Annotated in this window: 17 protein-coding genes; 5 read left to right on the forward strand and 12 right to left on the reverse strand. The window is 61.3% G+C overall.

What is annotated here, in order from left to right; translation table 11 throughout:
• Positions 1–180 precede the first annotated feature (180 nt).
• The gene (locus HGK27_RS24605) at positions 181–1,503 is read left to right on the forward strand and encodes an NAD(P)/FAD-dependent oxidoreductase (RefSeq protein ID WP_241127851.1); all 1,323 of its coding nucleotides are present in this window, start codon (positions 181–183) and stop codon (positions 1,501–1,503) included.
• 230 nt (positions 1,504–1,733) lie between these two features.
• Here the strand turns inward: HGK27_RS24605 and HGK27_RS24610 are convergent, their stop codons facing one another.
• From HGK27_RS24610 to HGK27_RS24645, 8 genes are all read right to left on the reverse strand, one after another.
• A complete protein-coding gene (locus HGK27_RS24610) occupies positions 1,734–4,154 on the reverse strand; it encodes a TonB-dependent receptor (protein ID WP_206243473.1) in 2,421 nt (806 codons plus the stop codon).
• A gap of 143 nt (positions 4,155–4,297) precedes the next feature.
• Positions 4,298–5,266, reverse strand: a complete 969-nt coding sequence (locus HGK27_RS24615) for a FecR family protein (protein ID WP_206243474.1) — start codon at positions 5,264–5,266, stop codon at positions 4,298–4,300.
• 96 nt (positions 5,267–5,362) lie between these two features.
• Positions 5,363–5,872, reverse strand: coding sequence for a sigma-70 family RNA polymerase sigma factor (locus HGK27_RS24620; protein ID WP_206243475.1), 510 nt, complete (start codon positions 5,870–5,872; stop codon positions 5,363–5,365).
• Between the two features lie 196 nt (positions 5,873–6,068).
• A complete protein-coding gene (locus tag HGK27_RS24625; RefSeq protein ID WP_206243476.1) occupies positions 6,069–6,356 on the reverse strand; it encodes a FecR/PupR family sigma factor regulator in 288 nt (95 codons plus the stop codon).
• Entirely contained in the window at positions 6,353–7,843 is a 1,491-nt protein-coding gene (locus HGK27_RS24630; protein WP_206243477.1) for an alpha/beta hydrolase-fold protein, read from the reverse strand. Before HGK27_RS24630 ends, HGK27_RS24625 begins: the two co-directional genes overlap by 4 nt.
• Positions 7,844–7,994: 151 nt before the next feature.
• Positions 7,995–8,624 (reverse strand): hypothetical protein, encoded by a 630-nt coding sequence (locus HGK27_RS24635; RefSeq protein WP_206243478.1) that lies wholly within the window; start codon positions 8,622–8,624, stop codon positions 7,995–7,997.
• A 58-nt stretch (positions 8,625–8,682) separates the two neighbouring features.
• Positions 8,683–10,032, reverse strand: a complete 1,350-nt coding sequence (locus HGK27_RS24640; protein WP_206243479.1) for a sensor histidine kinase — start codon at positions 10,030–10,032, stop codon at positions 8,683–8,685.
• 38 nt (positions 10,033–10,070) lie between these two features.
• Positions 10,071–10,787 carry a response regulator gene (locus HGK27_RS24645; protein ID WP_206243480.1) on the reverse strand — a complete coding sequence of 239 codons (717 nt, stop codon included), beginning with the start codon at positions 10,785–10,787 and terminating at the stop codon, positions 10,071–10,073.
• Positions 10,788–11,340: 553 nt separating this feature from the next.
• Between HGK27_RS24645 and HGK27_RS24650 the strand changes: the two genes are divergently transcribed.
• The 4 genes from HGK27_RS24650 (at position 11,341) to HGK27_RS24665 (ending at position 17,982) form a co-directional block, all read left to right on the forward strand.
• Positions 11,341–13,758 carry a TonB-dependent receptor gene (locus HGK27_RS24650; RefSeq protein WP_241127443.1) on the forward strand — a complete coding sequence of 806 codons (2,418 nt, stop codon included), beginning with the start codon at positions 11,341–11,343 and terminating at the stop codon, positions 13,756–13,758.
• Positions 13,759–13,850: 92 nt separating this feature from the next.
• Positions 13,851–14,546: a tetratricopeptide repeat protein gene (locus HGK27_RS24655; protein WP_407674709.1), complete on the forward strand. Its 696-nt coding sequence runs from the start codon at positions 13,851–13,853 to the stop codon at positions 14,544–14,546.
• Positions 14,543–15,214: a PepSY-associated TM helix domain-containing protein gene (locus tag HGK27_RS24660; RefSeq protein ID WP_206243481.1), complete on the forward strand. Its 672-nt coding sequence runs from the start codon at positions 14,543–14,545 to the stop codon at positions 15,212–15,214. Before HGK27_RS24655 ends, HGK27_RS24660 begins: the two co-directional genes overlap by 4 nt.
• 707 nt (positions 15,215–15,921) lie before the next feature.
• Positions 15,922–17,982 carry a TonB-dependent receptor gene (locus HGK27_RS24665; protein ID WP_206243482.1) on the forward strand — a complete coding sequence of 687 codons (2,061 nt, stop codon included), beginning with the start codon at positions 15,922–15,924 and terminating at the stop codon, positions 17,980–17,982.
• A 211-nt stretch (positions 17,983–18,193) separates the two neighbouring features.
• On the opposite strand, the gene HGK27_RS24670 is transcribed toward HGK27_RS24665, so the two are convergent.
• The 4 genes from HGK27_RS24670 to HGK27_RS24685 all read right to left on the reverse strand — a co-directional run bounded on the left by HGK27_RS24670 (position 18,194) and on the right by HGK27_RS24685 (position 22,679).
• Positions 18,194–20,002 carry a bifunctional sugar phosphate isomerase/epimerase/4-hydroxyphenylpyruvate dioxygenase family protein gene (locus tag HGK27_RS24670; protein WP_322099051.1) on the reverse strand — a complete coding sequence of 603 codons (1,809 nt, stop codon included), beginning with the start codon at positions 20,000–20,002 and terminating at the stop codon, positions 18,194–18,196.
• Between the two features lie 177 nt (positions 20,003–20,179).
• Positions 20,180–21,004 (reverse strand): shikimate dehydrogenase, encoded by an 825-nt coding sequence (gene aroE, locus HGK27_RS24675; RefSeq protein ID WP_206243484.1) that lies wholly within the window; start codon positions 21,002–21,004, stop codon positions 20,180–20,182.
• Entirely contained in the window at positions 21,001–22,215 is a 1,215-nt protein-coding gene (locus HGK27_RS24680; RefSeq protein ID WP_206243485.1) for a CaiB/BaiF CoA transferase family protein, read from the reverse strand. Before HGK27_RS24680 ends, aroE begins: the two co-directional genes overlap by 4 nt.
• Positions 22,212–22,679 (reverse strand): MaoC family dehydratase, encoded by a 468-nt coding sequence (locus tag HGK27_RS24685; protein WP_206243486.1) that lies wholly within the window; start codon positions 22,677–22,679, stop codon positions 22,212–22,214. The genes HGK27_RS24680 and HGK27_RS24685 overlap by 4 nt, the downstream gene beginning before the upstream one ends.
• Position 22,680: the final 1 nt, after the last annotated feature.

Genomic DNA, 22,680 nt, shown 5'->3' on the forward strand with positions numbered 1-22,680 from the left:
TTCTTTGAAAGAGAATTTCGATGAAGAGGAGTTTGTAGAAAATATCGGGATTGTAAAATCATGGGTCTTTCAAGAAGAAATGCGCTGATCGGCGCAGGGTCTGTTGTGGGCGCGGGTGTCGTTGGCACCGCTGGCGCCAATGCGATCTTGTCGGATGGTCTGCCGAAATACCCCGAAAACGTGTTGCCGATCGACGCGCTCCCTCAGGACGACCCGACGCCGGGCTGGTTCCACACGAGCCAGAAGCGCACCCCCAAACCGCCGCTTCAGGGCAATGCCTCGGCCCGTTTCGCGGTGATCGGTGGTGGTTTCACCGGTCTGGCTGCTGCCCGTCAGCTGGCGCAAAACTTCCCCAATGACACGGTGATCCTGATCGAGGGTCAGCAGGTCGGCTTCGGCACCTCAGGCCGCAATGCGGGCTTCCTGATCGATGTACCGCATGACATCAGCTCGCCCGACTACATCGGCGATCCGAAGATCGCCAAGCAGATCCTCGAGCTGAACCAGACCGGCCAGAAGATCCTCTTCGATCTCGTCCAGCAGCACAACATCGTCGACGCGCAGCTGCGCCATGTCGGCAAGTATCAGGCCGCCGTCGAGGATGAGGGTGTGCGCGTACTGGAAGCCTATCGTGGCGGCCTCGAAAAGCTGGGCCAGCCTGCCGAGCTGATCGACGGCAAGGATCTGCCCGGCATCGTGGGCAGCCATTTCTACAAGAAGGCGCTCCACACGCCGGGAACGATGCTGGTTCAGCCCTCGGGTCTGGTCAAGGGTCTGGCCGACAGCCTGCCCGCCAATGTCCAGCTGTTCGAGGACATGCCGATCACCGCCATCGAATATGGCGCCAAGACCGTGCTGCATCACGCTTCGGGCACCGTTACGGCGGACACGCTGGTACTGGCCAACAACCATTTCGGCACGCATTTCGGCTTCATGCATCAGCGCATCCTGCCGATGTTCACCTATGGCAGCCTTACCCGGCCCCTGACCGCCGAGGAGCAGGCACGCATCGGCGGCAAGGATTTCTGGGGCATCATCCCGGCTGATCCCTTCGGCACCACCAGCCGCCGCACGCATGATAACCGCATCCTGATCCGCAACAGCTTCACCTTCAACGCCGATGGCCGCTTCAAGGAAGGCGCCACCGAGCGCTTCCGCAAGGCGCACCGTCTGTCCTTCGAGCGCCGCTTCCCCGACATCAAGGACGTGCCCTTCGAATACACCTGGGGCGGCGGTCTGGGCATGACCCGCAACGGCAACAGCTTCTTCGGCGAACTGCGCCCCAACGTCTATGGCGCGCTGGGCTGCAACGGTCTGGGTACGGTGCGCGGCACCGCCATGGGTACGCTGCTGGCTGATCTGATCGCTGGCAAGCGCCATCCGTTGAGCGATTTCCTGCTCTCGGTGGAGAAGCCCAACATGAACCCGCCCGAGCCCTTCCTGTCGATCGGTGTAAACTTCACCCTGCGTCGCGGTATGGCCAATGCCGGGATGGAGGCCTGAGGACCAAAGCTGGACCCCGTCTATTCTGACCGGGTTCGGGCATTGCGAATCGCGGGCCACAGGTACGGTGGTGGCCTGACAGCCCGCGATTGCCTGGCGGGCACCGGGGGCGGTGCCTTGCCGGGTGTCAGGGCGGATGCCGGGCTTTCAAGCGCGGCATCCGCCCTGTCCGTGGAGATGACCGTCGCGGCCTCATCTTCGCCCCGCCATCAGGGAGCCGGCGCGCGCGATCAGAAATCGGCCGAGATCGACAGCCACAGGGTGCGTGGCGCCCCCACGATCAGATAACCGCTGGGATTGCTTTCCCAATAACGGTGGTTGAAGGCATTGGTCAGATTGGCCTGCAGGGTCAGCGGTATGTTTGCGGCCTTTAGTTCGTAGCGCGTGGTGAAATCGAAACGGGTCCACGCAGGCACACGATAGGCATTGGCAGCGTCCAGCCAGCTCTTGCCGGTGTGGATGACCCTGCCGCCCACCGTCAGCCCATGCACGAAAGCGGGATCCCATTCCGCCGCCATATTAGCCTGCACGTCGGGTACGCCCAACGCATTATGGCCGTCGTTGATGCCGCCTTGCGTGCGGGTCAACTTGCCCTGCTGGAAGGTGGCGCCTCCCAGCAGGCGCAATCCCCGCGTGATGGTGCCGAAGGCTTGCAGTTCGATGCCCCGGTTGCGCTGCTCGCCATTGAGCGCATAGATCTTGGTCACCGGATCGGTGATGCCATTGGGCACCTTGATCTGGAAGGCGGCCAGTGTGGCCCCGAAGACCCCCAGATCGAGCTTGGCGCCGACCTCAAGCTGCTTCGACTTGTATGGCGCGAAGACATCGCCGCTGTTGATCGCCCCGGTGGGCACCGAAGGCCCGGGGGTCAGCGCCTGAATGTAATTGCCATAGAAGGAAAGGGCCTTGCTTGGCCTCACCAGCAGGCCGACCATCGGCGTGGTGGCGTCGCTCTCGTAATGGCGGGTGACTGCGCCGGTCGCACTGGAATAGCTGTTGGTGGTCACGCCCTGAAGCCGCACACCCGCCGTCAGCTGCACCAGATTCTGCGCGACGCTCAGCGTGTCGGCAAGAGCCACGCTGCGCAGGGCCAGATCACTGGCCGGGCGCATGCTGTAGGCCGAGAGCGGCGCCAGCGTCTCGGGCAAGCGGACAGGATTGTAGATGTTGGTGGTGTAGGTGGCATAGGTGACCTGTCCCAGCTGATAGGCCTGATACAACCGGCTAGCGCTGATGGACAGCTTATGATCCACCGGGCCGGTGGCCAGCTGGGCGCGCAGCCCCACCTCCTGCGTGTTGGTGCGATAATGGCCGGTCTGGATGTTGGTGTCCGCCGTGGCGTCGCCATTGGCGTTGAAAATGGTGGGTCCATTGGCCTCGCGCTTGGCGAAGTTGAAACCATTGGCCCCCGCCGTCGCATAAAGCGTGACTTTGCTGGCCAGATCGTATTCAGCGCGGCCCAGACCGGTCAGGCTTTTGCTGTCGCCGTAATCGAAGGACTGGCTCATGTTGATGCGCGGGTCGGGTACGGAGGGCATCACCGTTCCAGCGGCGATCGTCGGGCCGCGTTCAGGGGCGCGCAGCCAGTCGGCCTGATAGATCAGGTCAAGCGAAAGGCGCAGATTATCGCGGCGATAGTCGAGATTGACCGATCCGGCGCTGCTGTGGCCCGTCTGGCCATCATAAGGCGTCTGGCCCCCCCGGATCGCGCCATTGATGCGGATGCCGAAGGCCTGATCCGCGCCGAAGCGGCGGCCCATATCGACATGGCCACCGAAATGGGCGTCGGATTCATATTCGGCGGTCACGCGGCTCAGCGGTGTGTCCCCGGCCTGCTTGCTCACCACATTGACCCCGCCGCCGATGCTGCCGCCCGGCGCCATGCCGTTGAGCAGCGCCCCGGGGCCCTTGAGCAGTTCTACCCGTTCGACTGCATCGGGTCCGACGCGCCAGTTGGGCAGCAGGCCGTACACGCCATTGAGAGCGATGTCGCTGTTGGGCACGCGCAGACCCCGGATGGTCAGCGCGTCATAGCGGTTGCTGCTGCCGATCGAGGCGCGCACCGACGGATCATTGACGAAGAGGACTTCGGCCACGCTGGAGGCCTGCTGATCGCGGATGGTTTTCTCGCTGTAGCTCACCATGCTGAGCGGCGTGTCCATGTAATCGTGATTGCCCAGCAGGCCTGCGCGGCCGCCGCGCGCGACTTTGCCGCCGGCATAGGGGGAGGGCAGGGGGGTACCTGTAGGCGTGTTCAGCGCGGTGGCCTCGACCTGCACTGTGCCCAGCTGGACCGCGTGATCGTCGCTGGGGGGCGCCGCTTCGATCCGCACGGTGTTGGCGCCGATGAAGCGGAAGGTGAGGCCGGTTGCGGTCAGCATGGTGCTCAGCCCCTCGGCTAAACCAAATGTGCCGCGTAGCGCCGAATTGCGGCGCCCCGCGACCAGCGCATCTGAGGCGGTGACCTGAATCCCGGCCTGCTGGCCAAAAAGCGCGATGGCATCGGCGAGTGATCCGGCGGGAATGTCGAAGCTCTTGCGGGCGGTGGCTTCTTGCGCCTGAGCGGCGAGCGGCGCAATGATGGTGCTGCAGCCTGCGAGCAGCAGCATCGCCTTCAACGCGTGGCCGCCTGTGAAATTCCCCCGATTCATGTCGATCTCCAATATCCTGCGAGAGGTTTGGTGATTGCGTCTGTGTCGCAATAGCACCTTCCCCATCAAGGACGCGGGAGGCTCCGGGCTTTCCAAAAATTTTTGTGTCACGCCGAGAAAAAAGATCAGGCTTTTGAAAAAGCCTATTTCCCGACGATCAGCACCCACGGAGTAACTCTGGTGACCCACCCGCCATCCGGGTTGACCAAAGCCGTCAGCGCGGCGTGAGGATCGGAGAGGCGATAGATGCCCGACACGCGCTGCTGGCCAAGCGCCTTGCTGGTCAGCACAATCCGGCCGGCGTACCACGGGCGGATCTCCTCGATGACCTCGCTGATGGTGCGCCCTCTGGCCACCACCATCCCCTGGCGCCAGGCGCCGATCAGCTGCGGATTGACCAGTCCCGCTTCGGCGCGGTGATCGCTGCCCATGTGGAGCCATTGCCCGGCCCCAAGATCATGCGGCGCGGTTGAAACATGCGCCTGATCGGTGACGCGTACCGCGCCATGCTGCACATCCACCGCCGTGACGGCGCCTAACATCCGCACATCGAAGGCCGTGCCCAGATCGGTGGCGGTGACATCGCCGGCCACGACCTGAAACGGCCGGGCTGCATCGTGCTTCACCTCGAACCATGCCTGACCCGAGAGCAGGCGCAGCTTGCGCTGCTGCCCTATCAGGTCCACCGCGATGGCGCTGTCAGGGCCGAGCGTGACGCGGCTGCCATCGGCCAGCGCGAGGCCGGTGGTTTGCCCCGAGCCGGTGCGATAATCCGCGCTGAGCCACAGATGAAGCGCCGGGAACAGGGCCAGCACCACAGCAGCGGCGGTCGCCGTGGCCGCCATGGCCCAGCCCTGACGCCACAGCCGGCGCCATGGCGGCAGGCGGTTATGGCCTTGCCGCTGCAGGGGCGACGGAGGCAGGTCTGGTATCGGCGGCGGGGGCGCGATGGCGGCGAAAGTGTCCTGCACCTGCCGAAAGGCCTCGTCATGCCGTGGATCAACCGAGCGCCATTGTTCGAACGCCGCCGAAAGTGCGGGATCCTCAGGCTCTTCGCGCAGTTGAACGAGCCAGGAGGCGGCGTCCCTCAAAAGCTGGAGATTCCCGCTCATCTGGCTTCTCTCGCGCGTTGCCCGCCCGCATCAGTGCGGACCCTTCCGTTGCAGGGACGCTGGCCCCGGCGGTTTTTCCAAATTTTGCGCATCTGTTTAATCCGCCTTGGCGCGATGGGCGGTGCAGATTGCCAGCCCGTCCACGATCAACAACTGGGCCAGCGATGTGGATATGCCAAGCCTTTCGCCCACTTCCCGCAATTTGAGCCCTTCGAAGCGATAGAGTTCGATGGCCCGGCGCTGGCGTTCGGGCAGGGAGGCCAGCGCCTCCAGCACGGACTCCAGTTCCGAACGGGCGATGGCGGCGGTTTCGGCGGAGGGGTTGTCGTCCGCCACCGTCAGTTCCGCCGTCTCGATCTCGCCATGCAGTGAATCCTCGCGCTTGTGGCGGCGCAGGCTGTCGATGGCGAGATTGCGAACGATGACATAAATCAGCGTCTTGGGCTTGCCGACGGCCTGCGTCTTGGCGACCTGCGCCAGACGCATCCAGGCATCCTGCACGATGTCTTCGGCGCGCGCGGCATCATGCACGATGCTGTTGGCCAGACGGACCAGCGCGCCGCGATGGGCTATGAACATGGCGATCGTATCCTGATCCTCAGGCACGATGGATAGCCCTTCCTCTTGCGTGACGCTGCGATCGTTCCGGAGGGATTTATTGCGAATCGATCTCAGTCGCGCCTAACTTTCACCGCCCGATCTGGCAAGATCGGATGAGGTCGGATTTCCTTCGCCGATCTGGCGGCGGAGCATCCGAAGCTGTCCAAAATAATCTATACAGAGAAAAGGATCTTCATTGAGCTCACGTGCAGGAAACTCTATCCCAAAGGGACCATACGGTGTTAAGTCGAACAAATGCCTGCCGATTTTGAGGCTTTGAAAACCAGATGGTAAAGGTAGTCATGTCTTCCAATGACAAGGCGCCCGCATCGAGCCGAACGATCCACTCGGCAGCCTTGCTATCTAACGAGTTGAAGGGCTTGTCCGAGAGCGCAACTGCGCCATCTTCATCCTTCTGAATGATGTCGTGCCCTCTAGAAATTTGGATGCGCTGTCGCTGACCGCGACGGCTCATATTCTTGCTCGTCATCCCTTCACCTGCCGGAACAGCCAGTCTCGCGCGGCCTTGATGTAGAAGAATTTGCGCGCCGAACCCATATGATCCACGCCCTGAAAGGTCAGGAAGGTGATGTTCCCGCCCTTGCCCAGATAGCCATCGACCTGCGCCGTCAGTGCCTGCTGCCGCTCGACCGGGAAGATCAGCGCGGGATCGAGCTTTTCAGCCGGGCGCGTCACCTTTGCGCCATGCTGCTGCCAGACGGGCACGCATTTTTCGTTCCACGGGGTGGCCTTGCCGTCCTCGGTGCCGGTGATGATCAGCAGCTTCTGATCGGCCAGCGTGGCGACATCCTCGGGCCGCTGCTGCCCGGCGATGATCAGGCCTGCGGCAAAGGTTCCGGCATGCTTCGCCATCAGCCACAGCGAGGTCATCGCCCCCATCGACCAGCCGGTGCAATAGACCCGGCCGGGATCGATCTTCAGCACCTTGTTCGCGCGATCCGGCAGGTTGGGATTGCCATAGTTCCATGTGTTGGAGAGCAGCTTTTCGACCAGCCGGTAGGTGTTCTCGACGTCGGCGGTATGCTCCCAATAGTCGTTCATCGTGGTGCGTTCATAGCGCGGGGTGATGATGACGCATTCATGGCGCTCCTGCTCCTCGGGCAGGCTCCAGATGCTGGCGATGCATTGCTCGGTCAGCGTCTGGGCGCAGGTGCCGTCATAGCTGGTGCCCGAATGGGTGATGGCCAGCACCAGCGGATAGGCCTTGTTTTCGCCGCCGGGCTTGACGAAGCTTTTGGGCAGATAGATGCTGTATTCCAGCCAGGCCGAGCGCGTATCGTCCCACCACCAGTGGTTCTGCTCCCAGGCATCGACGCCGCGGATGACCACGCTGTTGCCGCGCCGCCCGACATTGCTCCACACCTTGTCGCTGGCGGCATAGGTGGCTCCGCTGGCGGTTTTCACTGCCTTGTTCTGCGAGAGGGCAACCTTGTCGCTGTCGGTGGTGGGCAGGCTGAGATCGGCCTCATGCGCGAATTCGAGGATGACATGGCGCCCGGCCACGCTTTTGCGGTCGGCGCGCAGGGCGGGCTCGGCGCTGGTGTAGATCGCCGCGATGGCGCGGGGCTGGGGCGCTTCGCTGGTGGCGTTCTTGTCGGGCGCCTGAGGCATGCCGGGGAAATAGCCCCTGGCGGCGGGCACGACCCCGGCGGCGAAGCTCTCCGGCGTCAGGCTGGCCGGATCGATGGCGGCATCATAGCTGACCGCGATGCCATAGACCTTCTCGCCGCCGCCGGTCACCTCGCAAAGCGCGGAGATACCCTGAAGGCCCGGGGCCATGGGTTTTTGCGCGCCCGGACCATTGCCGTCAGCTCCCGGACCGCCGGGCGCGCCGGAGGCCACATTGAAGCCGCCCGGTTGCGCCTGTGCGGAAACACTGCCCAAGCCCGATGCAGAAGCGATGGCGGTTAAAGCTGTGCTCGTTGCGACGAACTGCCGTCTCGATACAGGGTTCATATGTCGGCACTCCAGTGACAATGGATGATAGGCTTTTAAGGGATCACTATGCGACATCGCGCCATCTGTGGACCATTTGGCACGCGCGTCGATATCTCCAACGTCGTTTCCGGTCCAGGCCTCCGCCATTTTCGTAAATCTGGTCCTGGGATCAAGGAGCAATCCCGCGCAGCACGCGGAGCCTTTGTCGCTTCGCGGCCATACGATCGATGCGCGCCTGCTCTACTGCCGGGTCCGTTTTCACATTGAATTTGCAGTTCAGGATTTTCAGGAGATTGGCAAATCTCTGACTGTTTTCCCCATTCAGGCATGAGATGGCGTCAATTATTTCATCGTGGGTAATGTCGAGATATTCCGAAACGGTTTCTGAGATCTGGTTTGACGACATGAGCTTGAGGGAATCTCTAAACGTTGACGCGTCACCATGATTGAGATTGAAAATAATGAAATTACGAACCTCGTCGAGACTCCCGACAAAATTTTCAAAATCCCAGTCGACAAAGCTGTTGTTGCGGGGGGCCAGGATCAAGCGATGTCGTCTGGATCGCGTCAGCTTGGTGAACACGAGAACCTCGGTGCGTTCATCCCTGGTGACCAGTTCGATCCGTTGAGACGGGCCCACAACCGATCTTGCATGACTCAGCGCTTGCGCAACCTCTTCCTGATCATCGCCGGCAATTCGAGCCAACCTGTTCAGGACAAAGATAGTGTTGTATTTGACCGTTCGCGACTGCAGCGTTGAAAGCCAGTCGAGGAACGGGAGGCTGCATTTGACCAGCACTGCCTATGCTCCAAGTCTTTCATGTGGGTGGTTTGGCGGGGTCACAGTCGTCTGGTCCTCAGTCGATTGCCGGAAAGATGAGCAAAGCGCGCAGGCCGCCCTGGGGTTCTGATTGCAGTATCAGTGAGCCGTTATGGCTCTGTGCAATGCTGCGCGCGATGGGGAGGCCGAGTCCGCTTCCGCCTTTCTCCTGAGCCCTGGACGGGTCGCGGCGGTAGAATGGGGTCATGACGGCTTCCAACTCTCCTGCCGGTATGCCCTGACCTTGATCGGACACGGAGAGTTCGATCAGGGTACCCCGCCGCGCGATCTCGACCTTCGCACTTTGGCCGTAGGTCACGGCGTTTTCGATGAGATTATAGAGCGCGCGGCGCAATTGCTCGGGGTGACCCTGTACCAGATGGCGCGGCGCATCGGACATGGAGACGGGCCTACCAAGCTGGATCTGATCCTCAACCACGGCCTCGGCCAAGGCTCCCAGATCGATTTTCTCCGGGGCGGAGCGGGATCTGCCGGTGCGAGCAAGCGTCAGAATATCATCCAGCGTGTCGGCGATCTGCTCGATCTTGCCGATGGCGGCTTCGCGGTCCTCGGGTGGTTGCATCTGTTCAAGACGCAGGCGCAGCGATGCCAGTGGCGTGCGCAGATCATGACCGATGGCGCCAAGCATGCGGTCCTTGTCATCGAGCAGAGCGATCACCCGGTTGCTCATGGCATTGAAGGCCTCCATGGCGCGGGCAATGTCATGCGGGCCACCGGGCACAAGCAGAGGTGGATTGCCCTGACCCTGGAAGGTTTCTGCGGCACGGGTGAGGGCGCGCAGCGAACGGGTGATGCGCGAGGCGATCAACAGGCTGGGCGCCAGCACCAGACCATAGAGAATGATGGTCGCGGCCAGCAGGCGCAGCGTCAGATAAGGATCGCGGCGAGGGGCAAAGATCCGCGCCGTGACCCATCGTCCATCCTGGCGTTCCAGCGCGAAACGCAGCACTTGCTCATCGGCATGTCGATCTGGGCCGCGCGTGTCGGGATCATGCGGATTGGACGTTTCGGGCCGCTTATCGCCTCTGGGCATGCCCTTATAGGGGATCTGGCTGGCGACGTGCAGTTCGCGCCAGCTTGCACCCGCCGCGCTCAAGGCGTCGGCGGTTTGGTGCAGAAGGTGCGGATCGTCGGGGATTGCGACATCGTTCTTGTCGGTGAGATCGAAATACGTGCCTCGATGTGATCGATCTTCGAGGAAGGCGTTCAGCGTGGCGCTGCGCGCGCGCTGGGCATCTGCAGCGGTTGCGGCGAAGCGGGCGATGGCGGGCGCCTCATTTCTGGCGAGGCTCAACTTCTGGCGTTCGTTCAGAATCAGGCCAAAATTCACCGCCTGTGCGATCAGGAGGGTGATGCCCAGGAGCAAGGCTAGCTGTATAGTGACATTGGGCTTTGTGGGCATTGTCATAGCACGCAGACGTCGCAGGCGAAGATATAACCGCTGCCCCATAACGTCCTGATCAGTTCGGGGCTCCCTTGGGGCCCTTCCAGCTTGCGGCGCAGGCGGCTGATCTTGTTGTCGATGCTGCGGTCGAACAGCACCGCGTCGGGGCCTTCGCTCAGCGTCAGCAACTGGTCCCGTGTCAGTACCTGATGAGGATGGGTGACGAGAGCATGCAGCAGATTATATTCGCTTTTGGGTAAGGGGGTGACTACCGCCTCGGCATCAACCAGTTCGCGCCGCCCGGTCCGCAACACCCAGCTTCCGAAGCCATAAGCGCTCGCTTCCCCGCCTCTGATGAGCTTGTTGTCCCCCGTGCGACGCAGGACCGCACGGATGCGGGCATGGAGTTCTGCCGGGGAAAAAGGTTTGGTGACATAATCGTCACCGCCGGCATTGAGGCCAAGGATGCGGTCGCTCTCCTCGGTTCTGGCCGTGACCAGAATGACGGGGATCGCGGAGGTGGAACGGATAAATTCGGCCAGGGAAATGCCGTCCTCACCCGGCAGCATCACATCGAGCAGCACCAGGCTGATGGCCTGTACGACAAGCAATTGCCGCGCCTGAGCGGCATCGGCGGCCTGGAAGACCCGGCATCCCGCATGGGTGAGGTAGGCTGCCAGCATCTCGCGAATGTCGCGATCATCGTCGACGATGAGAATATGCGGAGAGAGGCTCATCGCGCACGGTGTCTCACATGATCCGCAGGACAAGAGCGATGCTTTCCTAAGGAGGTTGGCAGCAATTGTCCCTGAAGGGCCACTACGGCAATCATTCCATGAGTCCGGTGTTGAGTTGATAACGCGACGCAAGGCCGACCTGGTCGCAGCTCTGGATAGAGGGCAATTGTCGTCAAAATTTACCCACAGTCGGGAAAATTTGTAAGCGATCGTATCAGATAGGACAGAGATTCGATCGCATCTTTCATTTATTCGATCAAAAAATTGATTGAGATTGGAGGCTCCGGCCATACCCTGGGGCCCTGTGGTGCCCCTCTATGCCGAAAATTCAGTGCATTGGAAGATATGTCGACGTTCATTGGGAAAAATCAATATTTGTAACAAAAGCGGATACATTTTCGATGAGTGTAGAATGTTATTTGTATCTACTTTGGATGCAATGTTGCTTCATAACAACAATCGAGATCAAATTTTTTACTGTATTGACCTATTGAGAGCCATTTGCAAAACGGCGCCGCGCTAAGATTGCAACTCACTCTCAATAGGGGATTCCATGCCAAGCAACCCTCAACGCAGCATCGCCAGCGGCGCCAGCTCTCTGGCCATCGGCTGCATCGGCCTGTTCAGCTCGGCGCTACCCGTGATGGCTCAAGGCACGGATTCGACCAGCCATGCCGCAGATCAAGGACAGAACCTTGGCGGAGTGACCGTGACCGACACGGCCGTTGATGAGGGCAGCTATCGCGTCGAGCGCCAGGCTTCGGCCAAGGCCACCGCGCCGCTGCTCGATACGCCGCGTTCGATCACGGTTGTCTCGCGTCAAGTCCTTGAGGATACCAATTCCACCACTCTGGCCGAAGCACTGCGCACCGTGCCGGGCATCACCATGGGCGCGGGCGAAGCCGGCACAGCTGCTCTGGGAGACCGCCCCTATATCCGCGGCGCAGACAGCTCGAACTCGATCTATATCGACGGCATTCACGACATCGCGACGCAAACCCGCGAAACCTTCGCGGTCGATTCGATCGAGGTGGTCAAGGGTTCTGACAGCGTCACCAATGGCTCGACCAATGCCGGCGGTTCGGTGAACATGATTTCCAAGACGCCCAAGGACAAGCGTTTCGTCCAGGTTGATGCCAATTACGGCAGCGCCGATTACAAGCGCTTCACGCTGGACGTAAACCAGCCGCTCAGCGAGTTCGTCGGGGTGCGGCTCAGCGCGATGTATCATGATCAGGGCATCGCCGGGCGCGATTACACCTGGCAGAAGCGCTGGGGCATCGCACCCTCGATCAAGTTTGGCCTGAACGGTCCGACCAGCCTGGAACTCGACTGGTATCACGTGCATACCAACGAGCTGCCGGATCAGGGCATTCCTTATCAATATGTCATCGCCAATCAGCCCTCGGCCAATTACCAGACCGCACCGGTAGGGACCGATCTGCGTTCGCGCGGCACCTTCTACGGCCTGACCGACCGCGATTTCCGCACCACCAACACCGACTCCGTCTCGGCCCGCTTCGAGCACACCACCGACGGTGGTTTGAAAATCCGCAACACCGCGCGCTACACCAACGCGACGCAGGAGTATGTCTGGACCCAGCCCGACGATTCCAAGGGCAATGTCGCCACTTATGGCACCGTCACCCGTCGTGCCAATTCGCGCTATTCGACGGTCAACGGCTACGTCGATCAGCTTGACTTCTCGGGCAAGTTTGCGACAGGCGCACTCAAGCACAGCTTCGCTCTGGCGGCCGAATACAACTGGCAGAAGGCGGGCTACGGGAGCTTCTACGCCAATTCCGCCTATACGGCCCTGCCGACCTCGATCGCCTGTCCCACGGCGACCTCGGGCACCAATTACAACTGCACCACCGTTGGCAATCCCAATCCCAACGATCCTTATGTCGGCACCATCGTCCGTGGGCCGGCCAATTCGATGACGCTGGCGACCTCCACGAACTGGGCGCTGTCGGCCTTCGACACCATCACGATCAACGACAAGTTCATCGTCAATCTGGGCGGTCGCTACGACTACTTCAACACCAATGCCAGCGCCGCGCTGGCGGCGCCTTTCACCGGAACCCGCACGTGGTACGGCAAGGCGGACAACATCTTCACCTATCAGGCGGGTCTGGCCTATAAACCGCGCCCCAACGGCAACATCTACCTTTCGACCTCAAGCGCCGCCATCGCGCCCGGCTCCTTCATCGCCCAGGGCGCCGAGGACAACAGCGTCAACGGCACCAACACGGTTACGGGTGCTGTCATCAGCGCAAATGACCTGAAGGTGCAGCGCACCACGTCCTATGAGCTGGGCACCAAGTGGAATCTGTTCCAGGACAATCTGACCTTGTCCTTCGACGTTTTCCAGACCCGCACCACCAATGCGCGCACCACCGATCCCACCACCGGCGGCGTGGTTTATGTCGGCACCAAGCGGGTGCGGGGCATTGAACTGGGCTTTTCCGGCAATGTGACGCCCAAGTGGAACATCTTCGGCGGCTACAGCTACATGCCCTCCAAGGTGACGAATGCGGGCACCACTGCCACAGTGGGCACCGATGCCACCGGCAAGGCCGCGACGGTCTATATGCCCGCCGCAACCCTGGGCAAGGCCTTCCCCAACACGCCCCAGAACAGCTTCACGCTCTTCACCAATTACAAGGTCACGCCCAAATTCACGCTGGGCGGCGGGGCGATCTTCATGGACACCGTCTATGGCGGCTTCTCCGACACGCGCCAATATGTGAACGGGGTCTTCTCGATCCTCAAGACCCGCGCGACCTATGTGCCCAGCTACTGGCGTTTCGATGCCAACGCCTCCTACAAGATCAACGACATGCTCAGCCTTCGGGTCAATGCGCTCAACCTGACCAACAAGCTGTACTATGATCAGGCCTATCCCACTCACTACGCGCATCAGGCCGCAGGCCGCACGGTCATCGGCACGGTGAGCTTCAAGTACTGATGATGACCGGGTCCTTGACCAATGATCAGGACGGGAGGGCTGACAGCCCTCCCGTCTGCACGCCTGCACAGGAGCGCAGCGCTCAGGAATGGGTGGAGCTGCTGTCCGGTCCGTTGGAACACGCTGCCAAAGCCCTGCAAGGCGCTGCTGAAGCAGGGCTGGGGCTGGCGCAGCTTTATTACGGCCAATGCCTTCTCGACGGCCGGGGCGTGGCGCGGGATGCGCGCGTCGCCCTGACATGGTTCCATCGGGCAGCGCAAGCGGGTCTGCCCATGGCGATGAACATGGTCGGGCGCTGCTTCGATCAGGGCTGGGGTGTTCGGGAAGACCCCGCTCAGGCTGCCCCATGGTTTCGTGCAGCAGCTGATCAGGGTCTCGATTGGGGGTTGTACAATCTGGCGGGTCTGTTGAGCACAGGGCGTGGCATCCCCGAAGATCGTGCCGAGGCGCTCGATCTCTTTCGCCGGGCGGCTGCCATGGGCCACACGAAATCCATCAACATGGTCGGCAGTTTCTACGAAGACGGCTGGGCCGTGCCTCGCAATTTGACGATCGCGGCCTATCACTACGCCCGCGCGGCGGAGGGCGGCGATTTTTGCGGCGCTTTCAATCACGCCCGCATGCTGATCGATGCTGGGCAGATGGCCGAAGCGCTGCCATGGCTGGAAAGCGCGCGCGCCGGGGGGCATGCGCGTTTTGGGGATCAGATGGCGGCATGGCTGGCCGCGCGCGAGGAAGAGCCTCTGCGCGCACTGGCGCTGCAATGGGGTGAACAGGGTCGGGCATGAGTACGGTTGTGAAGCAGAAGCCGGTGCTGACGCCTGCCGAAAGGGACAGGCTGGCGAAACGCAAGAAGGCCAAGCAGTTCTGGCTGAAGCAGCTGCACAGCTGGCACTGGATCAGCGCGGCGCTTTCCATGGTCGGCATGCTGGCTTTCGCGATCACCGGCATCACGCTCAACCATGCCGAGGCGATCCATACCGAGCCCAAGGTGGTCTCGCGCAGCGGTCAGCTGCCTGCCGCGATGATCAAGGAACTGGCCGCGCCCGCCAAGCCGAATGCGCCGCTGCCTGCCGATGTTGCCGCGCAGGTGAAGGCGCAGGTGGGCATCGATGTGGCGGGCCGCCCGGCGGAATGGGCCAGCGATATCGTGACGGTCAACATGCCGCGCCCGGGTGGCGACGGCTGGGTAACGGTCGATCCGGCGAGCGGCGCCATCGCATCGGAAGTGACGGATCGCGGCTGGCTCTCGCTGGTCAATGATCTGCACAAGGGCCGCAATTCCGGTGGCGCGTGGAGCTGGTTTATCGACCTGTTTGCCGCGGCCTGCGTGATCTTTACTCTCACCGGGCTGTTGCTGCTTCAGCTGCACAGCAAGCATCGGCCCAGCACCTGGCCGATCGTCGGGCTGGGGCTGCTGATTCCGATCCTGCTGATCCATTTCCTTGTCCCTTGAAGCGTCGCCGTGAGCCGCCTTGTCGTCAAGGCCTTCGATGTTACAAAAGCCCTTCGAGCCCCGTGATCTGCGATGTGTTTGATACTGATGTTGGTTTCGCGCTCACGCTAGGCGAAGAATTTGCCTGACGTGAGCACGTAATCGGCGGACCCGAACGGGCTACCAAGTTGGTCACGTTGTTGAAGTATCGGTTGTTTGTCTTGAGCGGGTGTCAACGTTGGCGAGGTGTCGCTGCAGACGGTGAGGATAGGGGGCTTGTTCGCTCCCGTGTGATGGTAAGGGCCGGGCGCGGAGGAGCATCACCTTTTCCGTCAAGATTCTTAGGGCAGCTAAGCTACCTGGGTAGCATCCGCTGAGCTGCATCGGCATTGCTGGTCGCGAGACACGGCAAGCGGGCGCATTGTCGTAAGATTACCCAAAAATTGGCAAAATTTAATAAACTCCTTTGAAGCCCGGAGTCCTGTCGTTTTCAGGGCTGGCATTGATTTCGCCAACCAGAAATGACTTATAAGTGAAATATAAAACCCATAGTCGCTCTCTCAACAACAGCTCAGGGAGCATCAGCGATTATGTTGAGTCATCTTTCGTGTGGGGTTTGCCCCGCACATATCGCTCTGCGCGCGTCGTTCATCGGGGCCAACCTTGTCCCGCTGATGCTTTTGGCCCCGACAGTGGCTTGGGCACAGACGGTTCCGCAGGAAACCATCGTGGTCAACGGGCATAATGATGCCGACAGTGTCACCCCTGGCACGACTCCACTGACCGCCGTGCAGCCGACATCGGTGATCTCCGCTGATTTCATCGCCAGAAATCTGCCCGCTTCGGGCAATTATGACGAGGCGATCAAGTTCAGCCCGTCGGTGTTCGATACGGCGCCCAACGGGCCGGGTTTGGCAGAAAGCCAGAACATCTCGATCCGCGGTTTCCAGGACGGCCAGTTCAACGTGACTTTCGATGGCATTCCCTGGGGGGATTCCAACGATTTCACGCATCACACCACCAGCTATTTCATGGCCCATGATCTGGGCCAGATCACCGTCGATCGCGGCCCGGGCACGGCGGCCACGATTGGCAACGCCACTTTCGGCGGTACGGTCTACACCCTTTCCAAGGCGCCGGAAGACGCGTTCAGCGTCAGCCCCTATGCCTCCTATGGCAGTTTCAACACCTTCGACGCGGGCATCGAACTCAACACCGGCAAGCTCAACAGTTCGGGCACGCGCGTCTTCGTCGATGCCGAGACGCTCCGCTCGGATGGTTATCTCACCTTTGAACATCAGCGCCGCCAGAACATCTATGGCAAGCTGGTTCAGCCCATCGGCGCCGATTTCACCTTCACCGTCGTCGGCATGTACGATCATGTCCACCAGAACATCTCGCTCGGCACGACACAGGCGGAAATGGCGCAATATGGCCGTAACTACGGACTTTCGAACAATCCGCTGATTCAGAATTATTATGGATACAATGCCGATTTCATCAACACCAACTTCGAATATGGCGATCTGGCGGGAAGCTGGGGCGATGGCTGGTCGGTCGACAGCAAGATCTATTCCTATGCCTATATCCATACCGGCCTCAACGGCGAGGACCCCAACGGCGAATATCCCAATCAGGTGATGACGAGCCCGGGAGGCGCGCTGAGCGCAGGCGTGCCGGGGCAGTTGCTGACCAATGACTATCGCTCGATCGGCACGATCACGCGCCTGACCAAAACGATGCCGTTTGGCGATATCCAGACCGGCCTGTGGTACGATCACCAGACCAACTATCGCCACCTGACCGAGGTGGTGATGTCGAACAATCTGATCACCAATTATGACGACGCCGACACCGGCGCGATTAATGGTGTGGACCGCGATCTGCACCAGACAATGCAGACCTTGCAGCCCTATCTGCAGGTCAGCGTGAAGCCGGTGGCCGGGCTGACGCTCACGCCGGGCGTGCGCTATTCCTGGTTCCAGCGCGACGTGAACGCCATCGTCAACGTCAAATATCCCGCTGCCGCCAATTACAGCAACACCTTCCATTCCTGGCTGCCGAGCCTGGAAGGGCGCTATGAGATCAACCCTCATTGGTCGGCCTATGCTCAGGTTGCCAAGGGTTTCCTGGCGCCTAATGAGAACTATTTCAACTATGCCAACCCGTCATCGACCTCCTATCAGCCCGAGACGACATGGAATTACCAGATCGGCACCACGTGGAAGAAGGGCGGCCTTTCGCTGGCGGTCGATGCCTACCTAATCGATTTCTCGAACCTCATCGCCTCGATCGGCAGTGTCGGCGGGCTGCCGCTCTACGGCAATCTGGGCGGAGTGCATTATCGTGGTCTCGAAGGCGAGGCGACGGTGCCTCTGGGCAAAGGCTTTAGCGTCTATGCCAATGGCTCGGTGAATTCCGCGCTGAGCACTGCGACCAATTCCTGGGTGCCCAATGCTCCCAAGGGGACGGCGGCTGGTGGCCTGATCTACAGCCACAATGCGCTCTATGCTTCGTTTCTGGCGAAATGGATCGGCCCGCGTTACGGCGATACGGGCGATACGCAGCATCTGGGCGCCTACGCCACCGCCGATATCTCGTTTGGCGTCGATCTCGACCGGATCGTCCGCAATGCCTATGGTGCCAAGCTGAAGCTGAACATCCAGAACGTCACCAAAAATACCAAGATTATCAACCTCGCCGGTTATACGGTTGGAGCCGGTACGCCGCTTTATTGGGCTAACGCCGGGCGCAGTGTGTTTGCCACGATCGAATTCAAGATAAAGTGACCTCCTGGACCACGCCAATAGGCTGACTTGTTGCCCTGCCTTGCGATGTTTGACTTTCATATCTCGAAGTCATTGCCGCGAGATGTAACGCTCGAGCCAGCTTCGTGAAGAAAGCGTTTAACCGATCCGAGACACCCTGCTTGCAGCCTATTTTAAAAATCTTTACATAATTGTTAGATTTTATTTCTGCACAGCGGGTTATCTACATCAATTAAATTTCATCGGAACTGCGATGCACCGCCTGTGCGTTTAGTCTCACCGTGGCATTTGTGGCGCCGTAAGCGTCATAAGTTCGCCGCTCTACGACCTCGAAGAAGATGCGTTTGGCGATAGCGCGGCTGTAAAACTGGAAGTATTCTCCATCACCGTCGCGGTCATAGAGGATATTGTACTCGGCCATGCGCGCCACCAGATCAGGCGAAAGATCGAAACGCGCCTCGAGATCGGCATAATAATTGGGGCCCAGCGCCAGAAAGGGCAGGCCAGCCTCCTTCGCGTGAGCAGCCGTCGCGAAAATATCCCGGCTCTGGAAAGCGATATGCTGCACCCCTGCGCCGAAGTAATGATGCAGGAAACGCGTGGATAGGGCATTGGCGGCCAGGGATCCGTTCAGGGTGAAGCGCAGGGCGCGCCGCCCCTGTTCATCGGGTCGGCTTTCTACGGCCTGACTGTAGACAATGCCCATCGGATCAGCGATTTCCAGCAGCGGCGTCTTGGACACGTCCAGGAGACTGGTATAAAAGAGCAGCCAGCTCAGAAATTCCTCATAATGCATGGTCTGGGCGACATGGTCGATGGCGACCAGATCGTCACGTCCCGCGGCATGTTCGCTGAGCCCACCCGTCGGCGGGGCTGGGAATTCCTGCTCCCACATCGTTTCGCGCGTGGCTGCGTCGACCAAATAGAGAAGCGATCCTCCAATACCGCGTAGCGCTGGGATCTGCCATTCGTCAGGCGCGATCGGCTGAGTGAAACGTTCGATGTCAAGCGCTTCGGCCCGTGCGATGGCGCTCGTCTGATCGTCCACCGCCAGGCCCAGTGCGCAGACCGAGCCTCCGTGGACGATGTCGAAACTGTGGGCCAACCCCTCTGGTTCGGAGTTGATGACCAAATTGATGTCACCTTGCCTCCACCGCACGACATCCTTGTTGCGGTGCCGGCCCGCAGGGGCGAAGCCCAGCGCGTGGAAGATGCGCTCGAAATCCCGCGCCTCGGCATGGCTGGCAGCGAATTCGATGAATTCCACCCCCACCGGGTCGATCGGAACGGGCAGCTCGCCACGCTTGCCCAGGACTATACCGGCACGATCATGGAGTGTCCGTAGCGAGCGGAGGCCGTCGCGCGCAATCTGGTTTGCCGACCCCGCGCGAAACCGGTCATTGAAAATCTCCAGGCTCCAATAACCGTCATAACCGATGCGGCGCAGCTGTGCGCCATAGGTCGTCAGATCGAAATCGCCTTGACCCGGCATGCATCGGAAATGGCGGCTCCAATTGAGCGGGTCCATCTGAAGGATCGGCGCATCCGCCCATTGCACGATGAACAGCTTGTCCGCACGAACGTCCGCAATGCTTGCGCTTGGGATGGAGCGTGCCAGCGAATGGAAACTATCGAGTGCCAGCCCCAGAGCGGGGTGATCGACATCGCGCACCAGCGCCCAGGCATCGCGATGGTCATGGACATGGAGGCCCCAGGCAAGCCCCTCATAGGCGATGCGCTTGCCATGCTCGCCCGCGACCCTGCCGATGTGGGCCAGATCCTCCAGCAGTTGCTCACGCTGGCCGGAGGAATGGGGAGAACAGTTCGAGCACAGCAGGATCAGGTCGGTATCAAGATCCTCCATCACCTGGAATTTCCGGCGCATCCGCTCCTCTGCCTTATCGCGCAGGTCCCTGGGCAGGCCCTCGTAATCACGGAAAGGCTGGAACATCGAAATCGCAAGACCGAGGTCCTTGCAGATCGCACCGATCTCCTTGGCCGACTGCTGGGCGCACAGAAGATCGTTCTCGAAGATTTCCACCGCGTTGAAGCCACACCCTGCGATGGCGGACAGCTTTTCCACCAGCGATCCGCTGATCGAGATTGTTGCGATGGAGGAGCGGAAAGGCTGGGTCATTAGGTATGGTCTCCTGGCGATCCTTGGGCCTCCGCGATCCGCTGCTTGAGGTAAGCAAGCAGCAGATCGCGAACGCCGTAATCAGCTCAGCGGGATGGTGATGGCGGCGATCACCGCGGCCGTGTCAGGGCGAACGCCGCGCCACCAGGCAAAGGCTTCGGCCGCCTGCTCGGCAAGCATGCCCACGCCATCGGCGATCGCGATCTGCGGGGCGCCTTCGCGCGCAATGCGCAGAAAGGGCGTAAGGCCTTTGCCGTAAGCCAATTCATAAGCCAGCGTGGCCCCCCCAAAGGCATCCGCGCTGATCGGCGGAGCATCGCCCGTCAGGCTGGCGGAGGTGGCGTTGATCACCAGATCATAGGCGCCCGCTTCGACGGTATCATAGCCGCCAGCCGAGACATTACCATGGCTGGCGCCAATGCGGGCCAGTTCCTCGGCCTTGCCGACTGTGCGGTTGACGATGTGCAGGACTGCTGGTTGCTGCTCCAGGAAAGGCAGGAGCGCGCCCCTTGCGGCGCCGCCCGCACCCAGCATGAGCACCCGCCGCCCGGTCATCGCCTGCTGCAGATTGACGGTGATGTCGCGCACCAGCCCGACGCCATCGAAATTCTCGCCCTCGACGCCCTCGACGCCAAAGCGCAAGGCGTTGACGGCGCCAGCAAGCTGGGCGCTGGGGCTGGTCTTATCGGCATAGGCATAGGCATCGAGCTTGCACGGCGCGGTGATGTTGAGCCCCTTGCCGCCCGCTGCCCGGAAATCATCGGCGACCGAAGCGAAACCACCCTGCGGGACGAGGATCTTGTCATAGACGATGTCCTGCCCGGCGGCCTTGGCAAACATGCCATGGATCAGCGGGGATTTGGAATGATCGATGGGATTGCCCACCACGGCATAGCGGTCTGTCATCGTACAGCCTCCTCTTCATACAGCACGCCATCGGCGCGCATGGCCGCGATCGCATCGGCGTCGTAACCCAGTTCGGCGGCGATGGCGGCATTGTCCTGACCCAGCAGCGGGGCCGAGCGGGTGGGCCGCGTATCGGCATCGCGGAAGCGATAGGGCAAGTTGCAGGCTTTGATCGGCCCCAGCACGGGGTCGTCGAGATCCACGATCATCTCCCGCGCGACGATCTGCGGGTCGTTGATGACCTGATCGATGGTCTGGACCGGGGCGCTGGGAATGCCGGCGGCTTCCAGCGCGGCAATGGCGGCATGCTGCCCCGGCTGCGCCGCGACCCAGGCGCTGACCAGCGGCAGGATCTCCAGCCGATGGGCGTTGCGCCCGGCTGTGGTGTGGAAGCGGGTGTCGCCGGCGAGGGCCTCGCCGCCGATCAACAGCGCCAGCCTGCGCCAGGCATCGTCAACCTGCGCCGCAATCACCAGATGCCCATCCCGCGCGGAAAAAACACCGTAGACGGTGGAATTGGGCATATCCGATCCGGTCTGCTGCGGCATCACCGCACCGTTCGACATCAGATACTCCTGCACCGCGTAATCGTGAATCGAGACGGTGCAGTCATAGAGCGAGAGATCGATATGCGTGCCCTTGCCGGTCTGCGTGCGGCCATACAATGCGGCGCAGACGGCGGCCACACCGTGAGTCCCGGCATAGAGGTCGGCGATCGACACGCGCAGCAGCGGGGGCGGAGCGCCCGGCACGCCGAGTTGCGCGAGCAGGCCGCTCTTGGCCTCGGCGATCAGGCCGAAGCCTGCCTTTGCCGCATCGGGTCCGGTGTGACCATAGGCCGAGACCGAGCAATAGATCAGGCCCGGATTTTTTGCCGACAGTTCCTCATAGCCTAGGCCCAGTTTGGCCAAGGCGCCGGGGCGATAGTTCTCGACGAAGACATCGGCGCCCGCGATCAGGCGCTGCATCAGCTCGGCGCCGCGCGGGTCTTTCATATCGACCGCGAGACCGCGCTTGCCCATGTTCTGCTGGATGAAATAGCCGCTGCGCCCGTCGCGGATAAAGGCGTGGCTGCGCCCGGCATCACCCGCACCGGGGCGCTCGACCTTGATGACATCGGCGCCCATCGCCGCCAGGCTGCGCGACAGATGCGGCCCGGCAAGGAAATGCGAGTAATCGATGACGCGGATGCCCGCGAGGGGGAGGCTCATCGTGCGTTCTCCTGGGGGCGCAGCGGGATCATCAGGCGATGTTCGCCCGCCTGGACGACCTCACCATGCTGGTTCACCAGCTCGCTGGGCAGAATGACGATGCCCCAGCCCGGGCGACTGCTCGACTGGCGCTTCGAACCGACGTGGAAGCGCACGCGCACCCGGTCGCCCAGCTTGATCGGCAGGATGAACTTCCATTCCCAGCCCAGCGACATACCGGGCACGAAGCGCATGTCGGCCTGGGTCTTGAGGCCGTCGGCAATCGACAGGCCGAACAGCCCGTGTGCCACCCGCGTGCCGAAAGGCGTGGTCCGGGCGTAATCCTCGTCGGTGTGCACCGGCGTGTGGTCGCCGGTCAGGTCGGCATAGGCCAGCACCCTGGCCTCGGTCACTTCATAATCATGCGTTTCGCAGGCATCGCCCACGGCGCACTCGTCCCAGTAGAGTTCATTGATCGTCGTCATG

This window comes from Novosphingobium terrae (genome assembly GCF_017163935.1).
GTDB lineage: Bacteria > Pseudomonadota > Alphaproteobacteria > Sphingomonadales > Sphingomonadaceae > Novosphingobium > Novosphingobium terrae.

Bases quoted from the DNA above. Each gene is read 5' to 3' on its own strand.
- HGK27_RS24625 (WP_206243476.1), bottom strand. From the start codon at position 6,356: ATGACGAGCAAGAATATGAGCCGTCGCGGTCAGCGACAGCGCATCCAA.
- HGK27_RS24615 (WP_206243474.1), bottom strand. From the start codon at position 5,266: ATGAGCGGGAATCTCCAGCTTTTGAGGGACGCCGCCTCCTGGCTCGTT.
- HGK27_RS24650 (WP_241127443.1), top strand. From the start codon at position 11,341: ATGCCAAGCAACCCTCAACGCAGCATCGCCAGCGGCGCCAGCTCTCTG.
- HGK27_RS24680 (WP_206243485.1), bottom strand. From the start codon at position 22,215: ATGAGCCTCCCCCTCGCGGGCATCCGCGTCATCGATTACTCGCATTTC.
- HGK27_RS24660 (WP_206243481.1), top strand. From the start codon at position 14,543: ATGAGTACGGTTGTGAAGCAGAAGCCGGTGCTGACGCCTGCCGAAAGG.
- aroE (WP_206243484.1), bottom strand. From the start codon at position 21,004: ATGACAGACCGCTATGCCGTGGTGGGCAATCCCATCGATCATTCCAAA.
- HGK27_RS24645 (WP_206243480.1), bottom strand. From the start codon at position 10,787: ATGAGCCTCTCTCCGCATATTCTCATCGTCGACGATGATCGCGACATT.
- HGK27_RS24610 (WP_206243473.1), bottom strand. From the start codon at position 4,154: ATGAATCGGGGGAATTTCACAGGCGGCCACGCGTTGAAGGCGATGCTG.
- HGK27_RS24630 (WP_206243477.1), bottom strand. From the start codon at position 7,843: ATGAACCCTGTATCGAGACGGCAGTTCGTCGCAACGAGCACAGCTTTA.
- HGK27_RS24685 (WP_206243486.1), bottom strand. From the start codon at position 22,679: ATGACGACGATCAATGAACTCTACTGGGACGAGTGCGCCGTGGGCGAT.